This is a genomic window from Solitalea koreensis, from assembly GCF_900182575.1.
Lineage (GTDB): Bacteria > Bacteroidota > Bacteroidia > Sphingobacteriales > Sphingobacteriaceae > Solitalea > Solitalea koreensis.
This window is the reverse complement of the sequence record NZ_FXSZ01000002.1, coordinates 421,580-436,006: the sequence shown is the minus strand read 5'-3', so window position 1 is coordinate 436,006 and position 14,427 is coordinate 421,580. Positions and strand designations below refer to the sequence as shown.

At 41.9% G+C, this 14,427-nt stretch carries 6 protein-coding genes; all 6 read left to right on the top strand.

The features are described from left to right. Positions 1 to 11: 11 nt before the first annotated feature. The gene (locus FN756_RS04955) at positions 12 to 1,193 is read left to right on the top strand and encodes a glycoside hydrolase family 88 protein (RefSeq protein ID WP_142601990.1); all 1,182 of its coding nucleotides are present in this window, start codon (positions 12 to 14) and stop codon (positions 1,191 to 1,193) included. A gap of 71 nt (positions 1,194 to 1,264) precedes the next feature. After that, a complete protein-coding gene (locus FN756_RS04950; RefSeq protein WP_142601989.1) occupies positions 1,265 to 2,572 on the top strand; it encodes a DUF2264 domain-containing protein in 1,308 nt (435 codons plus the stop codon). A gap of 142 nt (positions 2,573 to 2,714) precedes the next feature. Beyond that, positions 2,715 to 5,039: a glycosyl hydrolase family 95 catalytic domain-containing protein gene (locus FN756_RS04945; protein ID WP_142601987.1), complete on the top strand. Its 2,325-nt coding sequence runs from the start codon at positions 2,715 to 2,717 to the stop codon at positions 5,037 to 5,039. A 145-nt stretch (positions 5,040 to 5,184) separates the two neighbouring features. Next, a complete protein-coding gene (locus tag FN756_RS04940; RefSeq protein WP_246085425.1) occupies positions 5,185 to 6,318 on the top strand; it encodes a DUF4861 family protein in 1,134 nt (377 codons plus the stop codon). 182 nt (positions 6,319 to 6,500) lie between these two features. Next, entirely contained in the window at positions 6,501 to 11,603 is a 5,103-nt protein-coding gene (locus FN756_RS04935; protein ID WP_185955179.1) for a M60 family metallopeptidase, read from the top strand. A gap of 390 nt (positions 11,604 to 11,993) precedes the next feature. Then, a complete protein-coding gene (locus FN756_RS04930; RefSeq protein WP_142601984.1) occupies positions 11,994 to 14,354 on the top strand; it encodes a beta-galactosidase in 2,361 nt (786 codons plus the stop codon). The last annotated feature ends 73 nt before the right edge of the window (positions 14,355 to 14,427 follow it).

The window sequence follows — 14,427 nt, the reverse complement described above, 5'->3', positions numbered from 1 at the left end:
TTGGTTACAACATGAAAAAGCGATTATTGAGTACTTTATCGGCAATTTGCTTATCGGCAAGCGTTTTCGGACAATCGGACATGACGCAGTTGATTAAGGAAAATTTTGACTTTGCAGCTCAACAGTACAAGGTGCTTATGAAAAACACTCCCGCAGATGTGATGCCGAAGACCTATTTTGCTAACAATAACAAGCTTGTAACCAGTGATACCAAGTGGTGGTGCAGCGGTTTTTATCCCGGTACCCTATGGTTTGTTTACGAGCATACAAATGATGAAGTGATTAAAGCCGAAGCTGAGCGCCGCTTGCAAATTCTGGAAAAAGAAAAACACTTTACAGGTAACCATGATCTGGGTTTTATGATGTTTTGCAGTTTCGGCAATGCTTATCGTATTACCAAGAATCCGTCGTATAAAACCACAATTGATACATCGGCAACTTCTTTAGCCACGCGTTACCGTCCTTCTATCAAAGTCATACAATCGTGGAATTCTAGTAAAACTATGAGTTGTCCGGTAATCATCGATAACATGATGAACCTTGAGTTATTGTATTGGGTTTCAGCTAATGGTGGAGATTCTAAATACAAGGACATAGCCATTACTCACGCCAATACTACTTTGAAAAATCATTTTCGCGTCGACAATAGTTCATACCATGTGCTTAATTACGACCTGAATACCGGAGTTGTAATTAAAAAAATGACCGATCAGGGAGCTGCCGATGAATCGGCATGGGCACGTGGCCAAGCTTGGGGTTTTTATGGATACACGATGATGTATCGTTTTTCTAAGGACAAAAAATATTTAGATCAGGCAAAAAAAATTGCAGCTTTTTGGTTAAAGCATCCTAATCTGCCAGCTGATGGAATTCCTTATTGGGATTTTAATGCACCAGGCATCCCGAATACTTACCGTGATGCTTCGGCTGCGGCTGTGTTTGCATCCGGATTATTAGAACTTGGCCAATACGTAGCCAAGAAAGAGCGGAAAAAATATGTATCCGCGGCCGAAAAAATCATCCGTTCGCTTTCTTCAGATGCTTACCGCGCAAAGTTGGGCGAAAATGGAGGCTTTTTGCTTATGCATAGCGCAGGAGCTGTGCCTCACAAATCGGAAGTAGACGTGCCATTAACCTATGCCGATTATTACTTTGTGGAAGCGCTACATCGTTATAAGCAATGGTATTTGTAAAATATAAATTCATATGGTCGATAGACTTACTAACAAAATGAACTAGGGTCTATCGGCTTATTATTATCATAATGAAACATACATTTTCAATAAAATTAGGTGGCCTGTTGCTCTTCGCTTTCATTGCAACTTCTTTGCAGCAAAATGCAACTGCACAAAGCAAAAAAAGTCAAAATGTAAAAACCATAACTACCGGCGCCCAAGACCGCGAGTACTGGTGTAACACGCTCTATAAAATTGCTTATCCGGTAGTACATAATTTGGCTGAAGGAACACTGCGAAAAAATATGCCTATCGAACAAGGACCTGGTTATTACCTGGAAGCCTCTAAGGTAACTCACCTTGAAGCCGTTGGTCGCACAGTGGCGGGTATAGCCCCCTGGTTGACATTGCCTGATGACAATACAAAAGAAGGCAAGATGCGAAAGCAATTGCGTGAGGAATTACTGAAAGGTCTTGCTAATGCGGTCAATCCTGAAAGTCCGGACTACTTGAATATCATGGCAGATGCTAAGAGTATTGAGCATGCAATTTCTATTGGCCACTTTCAACCCATTGTCGACGCAGCTTATATTGCCCAAGCCTTTATACATGCCCCCAAACAGCTTTGGGAACCTCTAGATTCATTAACTAAGAAAAGATTTATTGATGAATTTAAATCGCTACGAAAACATAAAACTTCTTATAATAACTGGTTATTGTTTTTTGGAATGACCGAAAGCTTTTTGCTTTCCATCGGTGAGGAGTGCGACCCTCAGCGTCTTGAATATGCTTTTCACAAAGTAAAGGAATGGTATGTAGGGGATGGCTGGTATAGTGATGGTCCCAAATTTTCATTAGATTATTACAACTCTTTTGTAATGCATCCAATGATGGTAGACATGCTCAAAGTGATGAGCGATAAAAAACTGGCGCGTAAAGAAGAGTATGATTTAGCTTTAAAACGCATGGTTCGTTATTCGGAATTTTTGGAACGGTTCATCTCACCCGAAGGAACTTTTCCTGCTTTTGGCAGATCAATGACTTACCGCACGGGCGCTTTCCAAGCTTTAGCCCAAGTGTCATTAATGGAAAAGCTACCCGAACACATTCAGCCTGCACAGGTACGATGCGCATTAACAAAAGTAATGCATAATATGTTCGATGGCAATCAGAATTTTGACAGCAATGGCTGGCTGGTGTTAGGTTTTAATGGACATCAACCTATGGTTGCTGATATTTATACTTCAACAGGCAGTTTATACATCTGTACTATTGGTTTCTTGTCGCTTGGTTTACCTGCTGATAATAAATTCTGGGCTGATCCGGCTGCTGATTGGACTTCAAAAAAAGCATGGAACAGCCAACCGTTTAAAAAAGATTATAAAGTGGAATATTAGATACAATTACTTCATTTACATAACTAAATCGTTTAATTCATGAGGCCGGCCAAATGATCGGCCATGAATTAAAAATAACTGTTTTGCGAAGGATGAAAACTAAACGCATCAAATCAGATGTAAAATTTGAGATAATATAACCATGTATATACCTAGATTCTTCAGCATCATCTTCCTTTTTTTTAACCTCTGCTGCGGTCTGGCAGTAAGTGCACAAACACCTGACCTACCTGATGCCCGCTATAATCTGATTCTTAATGCTCCTATAAGCACCTGGGATGAAGCTATTCCACTGGGTAATGGCTTAATGGGTGGCTTGTTATGGGGAGAAAATAATATCATCAGGTTGTCTTTGGATAGAGGCGACTTATGGGATGAGCGTACCTCAGGTGAACAGGAATGGTGGAAAAAATATACCTATCAGAAAGGGGCGGAAATGATCGCCCAAAAGGAATTCAGTACCGTAACTTCTTGGTGGGATGCTGCTTACAGAGGAGTAAGCCCAACTAAACTGCCTGCTGGCCGAATTGAAATAAAATTGCCGGATGCTGAAGTTGTAAAGGAGTTTGAATTGAGGGAGGCGACTGCAGAAGGAGTTGCCCGTTTTATTTCGGGTGCAGCTATAAACGCTTTATATAGCGCCCATGATCCGATTGCCCTCCTCTCTATAAAAGGAACTGTCCCTGATGAAATTAAGCTTTTAAGTCCCATGGATGTATATCATAAAAACACGAAAGGGCAAGGCGGGCCCAGTAGCGGGGGATCTGTCAGCAAACTCGGTTATCCGGAAGCGGTAAAGGGGAAGTCGGAGAATACGCAATGGTACATACAAGAAGCTGCCGAAGGATTGAAATATTGTGTATATATTGAAACAAAGAAAAACGGTAACGAAACTTTACTTGCCTTTACTATTACCTCCACAAAAGACGCCGATGATTTTCTATCCCTGGCGGCTAAACGTTGTTCATTGGCTTTGAACAAAGGATATAATGCTGTGCGCAAGCCCCATGTAAAATGGTGGGATGCTTTTTGGCAGAAATCCAGCGTTACTGTTCCTGATGCGGCAATTCAAAAGCAATATAACCTGGTCCAATACTTTTATGGTGCAGCTTCTCGTTTAAATGCGCCACCAATGCCACTCCAGGGAGTATGGACTGCCGATAATGGCGCATTGCCACCTTGGAAAGGAGATTATCATAATGATCTGAATACACAGATGACTTATATGGCCTATCAGGAATCCGGTCGTTTTAATGAGGGGGCTTCTTATCTGAATTTTCTTTGGGACCGCCGTGATCTGTTTCGTGCTTTTGCCAAAGATTTTTATGGTACCACTGGCCTAGCTTGTCCAGGTGTGATGTCTTACTCGGGACAACCTTTGGGCGGATGGGGGCAATACAGTATGTCGCCATCAATGAGTGCCTGGAGCGCTCATTTGTTTTATCTTCATTGGCTATATATCGCAGATGATGAGTTTCTACAGCAAAAAGCTTATCCCTGGTGTTCAGAGGTAGGGGAATGCATGCTGGGTTTATTGAAAAAAGATAATAAGGGCATTTTGAAATTGCCGCTTTCTTCATCGCCTGAAATATTCGATAACAGTCCAAAAGCCTGGTTGGAACCTAATAGTAATTATGACTTGATGAGTTTAAAAATGCTATTCCTTTCTTTACAGGAAATGGCTGAAAGTTGTGGTAAAAGCAAGGAAGCGAAAAAATGGGCGGAGGCTGCTTCAGCTTTAGGAGATTTTCATACTAAAGCAGACGGGACATTACTGCTGGATGCTAAATATGAATTGACAAGCAGTCATCGCCATCTATCTAATATCATTGGAATGTATCCCTTTAATTTAATTACAGATGAAGGCGGTGAAAAAGATAAACAAATAATTGATGCGAGTTTGAGCCACTGGGACAGCTTGGGTACAAGTCTGTGGTGCGGGTATACTTTTTCTTGGATGAGTTGCTTGAAGGCCAGGGTAGGAGATGGAGAAGCCGCAATTAAAAACCTTGATTTTTTTCTTAAAGCCTTTGTTCTTCGTAACGGATTTCATGCCAACGGTGATCAGACTAAAAGTGGTTTTTCGAATTTTACTTATCGCCCTTTTACTTTAGAAGGCAATTTTCTGGCCTCACAGGCAGTCCAGGAAATGCTGATGCAAAGCTGGAGCCCGACGCCTGGCAAGGTCAATACTGGTATCATCCATATTTTTCCAGCAATGCCTCAAAAATGGGCTAATGCTTCCTTCACGAATCTAAGAGCCGAAGGTGGATATAAAGTCTCCGCGGTTCGAAAAAACAATAAAACTACAGGGTTCAGTATAATACCAGGCAAAACCGGAACGGTTCGGATAAAAGACAACTTTGATGGAAGAACGCCGAAATGGAATGTTAAAAACGTAAATAAGACAGGAGATATTTACGAAGTGCATTTAATCAAGGGACAAAAGCTTAAAGCTCTTTTTTAAATTGCCTGGGATGGTTTGAGATTGATATGAACTGGAAAGAGCAGCGCTGCGTTCAAAAGCAGGACAAGCCTGTACCATCAAACAACTTAAATTATCTACCATAGCAGGTAAAAGTTACAACTTAAAATAAACTGATAAATTAATTATGATAAAGAAGTTAATATTTGCTCTTCTACTTGTAAATAGCGCACTGCAATTACAGGCTCAACAGAAAACGATACAAATTAGTAACGCATTAGGCGTTCAACGTTCAGAAGAGATTGTTTCAATCTCATGGTCCGATATATTAAAAGCGTCCCCCGATGTAGATACCGCTAATTTTAAAGTTATAAATGTAGTTAGCAAAGCAGAACTTCTTTATCAGCTGGAATATAAGGGGACTTCACACGTGCAAAATCTCTTGGTGCAGGTAAGTGTGCCGGCTAAGGGTACTCTTAGCTTAAAACTTGTGAAAGGAAAACATCAGGTTTTCCGCGCTAAAACGTTTGCCCGGTATGTACCTGAACGTAAGGATGACTTTGCTTGGGAAAATGATCGAATCGCTTTTCGTACATATGGTAGAGAATTGGAGAAATTTCCTAACGAGATGTCCTATGGTGTTGACGTTTGGACTAAACGAACGGATTCTCTTATCCTGAATAAATGGTATAAGTCAGGGACCTATCATATTGACAAAGGTGAGGGGATGGATCATTACCATGTCGGGTACACGTTGGGTGCTGGCAATGTGGCTCCTTATATTAATGATACCATTTGGTTCCCAAGAAATTATACCAAATGGAAGGTATTGGATAATGGCCCTTTACGTTCAAGTTTTCAGCTGAGCTATGACGAATGGCTGGCTTCAGGTAGAAAAGTGAATGTTGTTAAAACTGTTTCCTTAGATGCCGGCTCGCAAGTGAGCCGTACAGAAGCTGAGTATTCATGGAACGACGCTAAACCGCTGCCCCTGGTAATCGGGATTATAAAAAGACCCGAAAACGGACTGATTTCATTGGATGAAAAGGGCGGTATTATGACTTATTGGGAGCCGGTTGAGTCTAAAAATGGCACTACCGGGGTCGGATGTATTTTTACTACTCCGGTAAAACAAATGATGGTGAAACAGGGGCATTTGCTAACGGAGACCATTTTGAATAAGCCCTCTTCGATAGTGTATTATAATGGAGCCGCTTGGGATAGAGCAGGAAAGATTACATCAGCAGAGGCATGGATGAACTATCTGAATCAAAAAGCAGAAACACTTAAAAATCCGCTTGCTGTATCATTTGTGCAATGAAACAAAGTGTAGTTCTTAAGGCTTTGTTGGTAGTGTTGCGGGCTTAAGTATGGTTAATCCCGGCAACAGCGAATACGCATACCTTTAGACATAAGCTCCTGAATTTAAATTTCGGGAACTTATGTCTAAAGATTACAATGGTTTTTTTTCCATTATTTTTAACAATAGTCAGAAATCTATCTATGAAAAAGTTTTTTACACTTTTTATTGCATTTGGTTTGTCCGTAACTTGCTATCTGGCTCAGGCACAGGTTAATCTTATTGCCGGATGGGACGCCAATGGTAAAACCGGCTCCGGTTCAGAACCTAATAAATGGGGCTGGACCTCTAACTACACAGGGGCAGTCTGGGCTACTGCCAATAGCTCAGCCTCCGGGGTGGTTTTATATACAGCCGTTACACATCCTAAATCCGATGGGACCAATTTCAACGGCAGCATATTCCGTTACCGATGGGACGCTGCTTATTGGGGAGGTAGTCTAAGTCTGGGTAAAGGCGATGGAACTTCAACCAAAATTTCCCCCATTGGTTTAACAAAGGACCAAACTTATAAGTTTTCTGGTTTGTATGAATGGTGGTCCAATGGTTCATCCATTCCCTATCGTTTCAGCATTTCGGATGCGCCATATGGAGGTAAAATCATCGCCTCGTTCGACGTTCCTGCCATCCTGTCAACCAAGCAAAAAGTGCTGTATCCTTTTAATTTTAATTTTAAATGTCCGCAAACTGGTAATTACTATATCCAGGTAAAGCAAACCAATGTAAATGGCGGAAGTTCTACTTTGGGTACATTGCTTGGTTTGGCACAGCTAAGTTTAACTCAAACTACAGAAACTCCAACCAATCCAGGGCAAGCTATCGTTCAACAAGGTTATCCCGTTCCAGTTTTAAGTTCCTCGGCATCACAATTTGAAACAGGAAAACCATTATCCAACACAGTGGATGGCAGCTTATTCAACTACTACAGTTCGCCGGTTGCACAAAATGTATTGCCCGTTACACTTGATTATAACTTTAGCGGGGTGGGGCGTATTGATTCACTGGCTTACTGGCCCTATCTTGGAAGCTCCACGGTGAAACGTTTCGGTAGTGTATCTGTCTACTATTCAACTACAGCAGACCCTTCAAGTTTTATAAAGTTGCTGGATTATGATTTCAACCAATCTGCTCTGCGTGGTTGTATTGCATTGAACGGGCCAGATGGGTTAATCAACCCCGCCACAGTACGTATTGTGGTAAATTCAAGCAACCTAAATCCGGTTGGTTGTGGAGAGATGGAATTTCTTTCAGCAATTCAACCTTCTGATGCTACTGAATACGGCTGCAATCCAAAATATTCGGCTGATTTGCACATGGAGGAGAAAAAAACGATTATTTCCGCTACTTCTTCCAGCTTTCAGCCGGGTTTTGAAATTTCAAAATCTTTTGATGGTAATCCTTCCACATACTACAATACACAGTATAGTACTAATCCTTTTCCTGTTACCATTAATTATACACTGGCGCCAGGTACCGACAAGATTGATTATCTCATTTATTCACCACGCCCCAATGGCGATATGGTTGGCGCTGTGCAGGAAACAGAAATTTGGTACTCGAGTGCGGATAACCCCAGTCAGTTTACCAAAATCATGGATTTTAATTTCAATGCACCCGCTGCAGATTTAAAAGTTGTTTTTGCTCAGCCCCTGTTGAACCCCGCCGTCATTCGTATGATTGTGAAAACGGCCAATGCGGGACGGAGTGTTGCATTCAGTGAAATGGCGTTTTATAAAGACGCAATTAATACTCCCAACCCATATCCGACGGTATTTAAAGACGATCTTTTGAGCGGTTTGAACGCAACAGTTACCCAGGCGGATATCAATGGCTTGCCGACCGGATTTTATAAATCGGTAGCGCAATGTATGCTTAACAAAACCTACGATACCAAATTCCGGATACAATCCTACGGGGCTTTTAAAAATCTCACGACTTTACAAAATGAATTAAAAACGGGATCCTATTCACCATTTGAAAACCCCACCGGAATTTATTTCGCTGAGAAGGATACAGCCATTGTTTTTGCAGAAGGGCTGACGACTGTACCGGTTCAGTTAAAAGTCCGTAATTATCAAACGGGTGCAATTAAGTCCTATCCTTTAAAGAATGGTATCAATATATTGGCATTGTCAAATGGCGGCAACAGTTATGTTAGCTACTATTCTGATGATTATGTCACATTGCCCAAAGTGAAGGTTCATATTGCTTCAGGATTGGTGAATGGGTATTACGATATCGCCACGACTACGGCGGAAGAGTGGAGGGAAATTGCCGCCCGCCCTGTTTCTGAAATGATTGATCTGAAGGGCAAGCATGTGAATTTGTTGTACCCGATCAGCGAATTAGTCAAATACAATCCAAATGACGTGAAGCCATTGGTTGCACTATATGATAGCCTCGTGAATATAGAATGGGAGCAAATGGGCTTGTATAAATATAACCGACTTTACGGAAACCGTATGTTTGGAGAAGCCGATACAAAATCATTCTCATGGTTTGCCGGAAGCCTAGGCGCTCATTTCAGTGGCAGTACCAATGCTACATGCGATCCTGCAGGGATTTTAGCCAACCCTTGGGGTGTTGCACATGAATTTGGGCACGTAAACCAAATACGTCCTGGTTTAAGATGGGCTGGCACTGCCGAAGTAACCAATAACATTTATTCGGCAGTGGTTAACTATCAAATGGCCCCTCAAAGTTCTTATCTGGAAACCAAAACAGTTAGCGACGGCTACTACAACATTGAGGAAAGCGGATCAGGTAGTGTGGCAGGAAATAGCATGCCAGGTGGCCGGTACAATGCTTTTCTGAACAATGCTTTACTGAAAAAGCAAGTCTGGTTGTATCAATATGGCCCGGATTGCGGTAATGGCACTACCTGGCAGACAACCGGTACTCCCGCCGACCATTTTGTAAAACTGATTCCCCTGTGGCAGCTGGTGATTTACTATCAGTACGTACATCCGGAGAAAAAGGACTGGTTTAAAGACATTGCGGAAAAAATGAGAACGGAAGATCAAAGCGGTTTTAGCGACGGGCAATTGATTCTGAATTTCATGAAAAACACCTGTGACGCCGTTAAGGAAGATTTAACCGAATTCTTTACAAAAACAGGCATGCTCAGAGCCGTGGATAGGGATATGACAGACTATGGCTCCTATCATATTACAATTACTGTGGAAGATAGTATTGCCTTAAGCAATTATATCAGGTCAAAAAACTATCCGAAGCCTGAAAGCCCTGTTTTGCAATATTTATCTATAAACAGCCTTAATGCTTACAAAAACAAATTGGCTGTGCAAGGTACGGTTCCCGGCGAGGGCTGTGCATATACCTTTGTGAGCAATGAATTGAACGGGTATAAGAATTATGTAACCGTTGATCATTCGGTTTGGAAAAATGTGGCAGTTTATGAAACCTATGCGGGACCTGCACTCAAACGTCTTACCATGGTGGGTTCCGGATTTGCTGATAACTCAAAAACCCGTGTATACTATCCTACTGGAGCTACCTCCATTTATGCTGTTGGATGGGACGGCACCAGGACCCTTGTTTATGGGGTTTCAGTCGCCATAGTTGAACCGAAAGCTGGTACCATTGAAAAAAACGCCACGACCATTAAAGCAAAGGTGGAAGGCAATGTCTCCAATGTGAAGTTTTATATTAATGGCGAGGAAAAAGCGACTGTATTTCAGTCGCCATATCAATGGGATTGGACAAATATCGCTCCTGGTAAATATGGTATCCAATTGAAGGCTACTGATTATAGCGGCTTAAGTATTTTATCTGATTCTGTTGTCGTAACCGTAAAAGATGCTACTGCTCCGGTTATTACATGTTTGGATAGCATTGTGGTACATAATGATGCTGACCAATGTGTTGCCATCGTAAATTTTGCGGTGACAGCTATAGACGATTTCGGCCAGGCTACAATTACATACAGCCAGAATCCGGGAACCATTTTCCCCGTAGGAACCACTATTGTTACCGTAACAGCCACAGATGAAGCTGACAATCGTTCAACTTGTTCGTTCCCTGTGACGGTGAAGGATGTTACTGCTCCTGTGATCACTGCACCTGAAGCTATTATAGCCGATAACGATGATGGTCAGAATGGAGCTGTAGTAACGTTTACAGCACCGGTTGGAACAGATAATTGTACTGGAGCAGTTACTACCCAAACGGCAGGTTTGCCAAGCGGCAGTTTTTTCCCCGTAGGAACCACTACCAATACCTTCGTGGTAACAGATGGTGCAGGAAATACCAGCACTTGTGCATTTACGGTAACAGTAACCGATACGCAGGCTCCATTGATTGCTATTGCTGAAAGCAATCAGGTTTTATGTTATAATCCAAACGGAAGCTACACTGTCGACAATATTGTTGCATCTGATAATGTTGGCGTGAAGAAGGTCAGTTATCAAATAAGCGGGGCTACCAACAGAACAGGTACTGGTGTTAATGCAAGTGGTAGCTATAATTTGGGCATATCAACTATTACCTGGACAGTTACCGACCTGGCAGGAAATACTTCTACGGCTCAAATTTCAATAACGGTTAATAGCCCAATAACTACATCGGTAGCCGACGTATACGCGGTGAATCCGGGAGGTGATGCCAATACGATTTACCTAGGTTATGGCCCGTCGTCATTAACACTTACAGCTCAGGCCTCTGGTGGATCCGCTCCTTATACTTATGCCTGGTCCAATGGGGCTACTTCGGCGAGTGCCGTCGTAAATCCAACAGCTGTAGGAGTTCATGACTTTACGGTAACGGTAACAGATGCAAAGGGGTGTGTTACAACATTCACCAAGCAAGTGATTGTGCGGGATATTCGTTCAGCAGTAGATAAAGTGTTTATCTGTCATAATGGAACAACCTCGTCTATCTCGGTGAGTGCGGTTCAGGCTCACCTGAATCATGGAGATAAGCTGGGCGAATGCGGCCTGAATTTATACGCCAATTCTAAGGAATCGTTGCCTGCAGCTGAAAGTACAGTCGTAGCCTATCCGAATCCATTTGACAAGGTGTTGAGCATTAAACTTCCAATGGCAACAGAAGGCCAAACGGTGAATTATGAGATTTATGATGTGATTTATAATAGATTGGTAATGAAATCACAGGCAACCGCTTCCTCGGGACAAATTAACATTGCGCAGGCAGCCAGTCTGGCTTCAGGTCAATATATGATCAAAATCAGTGTGGGCCAACAAATCATTGCGATCAGAATAATGAAATAGTAGATTGTAAAGTGTGATAAAAATAACGGCTGTCTCTAGTGAGGCAGCCGATGCTTAGGCTTGCCGGTTGAGAATTTAAATTTGGAACTAAACCCGCCTACGGATTGGACTTTAAAAGTCCTCGAGCACTCAAAGACTTAAAAGATTTTTTTATTGAAAATTAGGAAGCATGTTAAGATGCATGATCATTTGATCTTAGGAGCAATAAGTGACTGCCACACATTCGGAAATTGGCTTGAAGCAATTGAAGATAGATCAGAATACTTTATTATTGAGAAAGGAGCGAGACATTCCTAATCTTTCTTAGGTATTGTGTACTTGCTTCGATGGTCAATTTGCGCCAATCGCAATCTCCCTGGCTTTATATTTAACATCAACCAAAGAGTTTTTATGTTTAAAAAATTACTATCTATCCTTTTTCTGCTGCTTACGTTTCATTGTTTTGGTCAACAAGATGCTGAAAAAAATCGTTCAGGCTTTAAAGGTGATTTCACAGTGGGGAAAAATGAATTCCTGCTCAATGGAAAACCATTTGTGATAAGAGCAGGTGAACTTCATTTTCCCCGAATTCCTAAAGAATATTGGGATCACCGGATCAAACTATGCAAAGCCATGGGTATGAATACGATTTGTATTTACTTGTTTTGGAATTATCATGAAGAGCAGGAAAATAAGTTTGATTTCAGCGGAAGTAAGGATGTGGCCGAATTCGTACAACTTGTTCAGCAAAATGGGATGTATTGTATCGTTCGCCCCGGGCCATACGCATGTGCAGAGTGGGACATGGGAGGTTTGCCTTGGTGGTTATTAAAAAAGCCGGACTTAAAGGTTAGAACGTTGGAGGATCCATATTTTATGGAACGGGCTGCTAAATATTTGAAAGAAGTTGGAAAACAGCTAGCACCACTCCAAATTCAGAATGGTGGTAACATTATCATGGTGCAAGTGGAGAACGAATATGCAGCTTTTGGCAATAGCAGTGAATACATGGAGGCCATTCGTAAAGCTGTACGGGGTTCAGGTTTTGATAAGGTGCAATTATTCCGTTGTGATTGGTCTTCTACTTTCAATGAATATAAAGTAAATGCCGATGTGGCCACGACCTTAAATTTTGGGGCAGGATCAGATGTGGAGAAACAGTTTAAGGCATTCAAGAAGATGCATCCTGAGGCTCCCCAGATGTGCAGCGAATACTGGACCGGATGGTTTGATAATTGGGGAAGGCAGCATGAAACACGGTCAATCAGCAGCTTTATTGGCAGCTTGAAAGATATGTTGGATCGAAAAATATCGTTCAGCTTATACATGGCTCACGGAGGCACTACCTTTGGTCAGTGGGGAGGCGCCAACGCTCCGCCTTATTCGGCCATGGTTACTTCTTACGATTACAATGCTCCCATTGGTGAGCAGGGAAATACGACTGACAAGTTCTTTGCAGTAAGGAATTTGTTGAAAAATTATTTATTGCCCGGAGAAAAATTAGGGGAAATCCCGGCTCCTATATCCACCATTGCTATTCCAAAATTTGAATTAATAGAACAGGCTCCGATTTTTGAAAATCTTCCCCGAGGTAAAAAGTCAGAGAAAATTCAATCCATGGAGATGTTTGATCAGGGTTGGGGACGCATTATTTACAGAACAGAATTAGCACCTGGCAAGGTAAAACGTAAGTTACTGATCAAGGAAGTTCATGACTGGGCCACTGTTTTTATTGATGGAAAACCAATCGGAAAAATGGACCGGCGCAGAGGTGATAATAGTCTGGAAATTCCTTCTTCAGCATCCAGCCTCAGGTTAGACATTCTGGTAGAGGCCACCGGTAGGGTAAATTTTGGGGAGGCCATTATCGATAGAAAAGGAATTACAGATGTAGTAGAGCTTTCGGATGGGAATACGGTGACCGAGCTCAAAAACTGGACAGTTTATAGCTTTCCTGTAGATTATGCCTTTCAAAAACGAGCAAAATTCGGCCCTAAATCAAAAGATGGCCCGGCCTGGTACAGGGGTAATTTCGAGCTTGCGCAAACAGGTGATACCTTTTTAGATATGAGTACTTGGGGTAAGGGTATGGTTTGGGTTAATGGTCATAATATGGGTCGTTTCTGGAAAATCGGTCCGCAGCAAACGCTATTCGTTCCAGGTGTTTGGCTGAAAAAAGGGAGAAACGAAATAATAGTGTTGGATGTTGATAAACCATTAGAAACAGTAATCGCAGGTTTGAAGGAGCCAATTTTAGACAAAATCAATCCGGATCAGTCCTTACTTAGCAGGTCCAAAGATCAAAACCTTAATTTATCAGCAGAAAAACCAGTTTTGCAAGGTTCCTTTGCGGAAGGAAATGGTTGGCAGGAAATACGTTTCGACAAGGTAAAAAAAGGCAGGTATTTTTGCTTAGAAGCGCTCAATGCTCAAACTGCAAATGATCCGTTAACTACCATAGCAGAGCTGGAATTAACCGGAATAGACGGTAAGTTACTCTCCTCTTTAAAATGGAAAGTAATCTATGCCGATAGTGAGGAAATTACGGCTGCCAATCACGCTGCCGACAGAGTCTATGATAAGCAGGAATCTACCTTTTGGCAAAGCCAGTCGGTTGGTGATAAACCTCAGCATCCACACCAGTTAATAATTGATCTGGGCGAAGAGGTTCAACTTAAAGGATTTAAGTATTTACCCCGTTCGGATAAAAGCAAGGCCGGAATGATCAAAGATTACCGGATCTATTTAAAAACCGACAATTATAATTTCTAAAGCTACAATCAGGTTATGAGCTTCAATGAACTGTTGTATAGGGAGCTCGGGTCAGGAACAATCAACCGTTTAA

Bases quoted from the DNA above. Each gene is read 5' to 3' on its own strand.
- FN756_RS04955 (WP_142601990.1), top strand. From the start codon at position 12: ATGAAAAAGCGATTATTGAGTACTTTATCGGCAATTTGCTTATCGGCA.
- FN756_RS04950 (WP_142601989.1), top strand. From the start codon at position 1,265: ATGAAACATACATTTTCAATAAAATTAGGTGGCCTGTTGCTCTTCGCT.
- FN756_RS04945 (WP_142601987.1), top strand. From the start codon at position 2,715: ATGTATATACCTAGATTCTTCAGCATCATCTTCCTTTTTTTTAACCTC.
- FN756_RS04940 (WP_246085425.1), top strand. From the start codon at position 5,185: ATGATAAAGAAGTTAATATTTGCTCTTCTACTTGTAAATAGCGCACTG.
- FN756_RS04935 (WP_185955179.1), top strand. From the start codon at position 6,501: ATGAAAAAGTTTTTTACACTTTTTATTGCATTTGGTTTGTCCGTAACT.
- FN756_RS04930 (WP_142601984.1), top strand. From the start codon at position 11,994: ATGTTTAAAAAATTACTATCTATCCTTTTTCTGCTGCTTACGTTTCAT.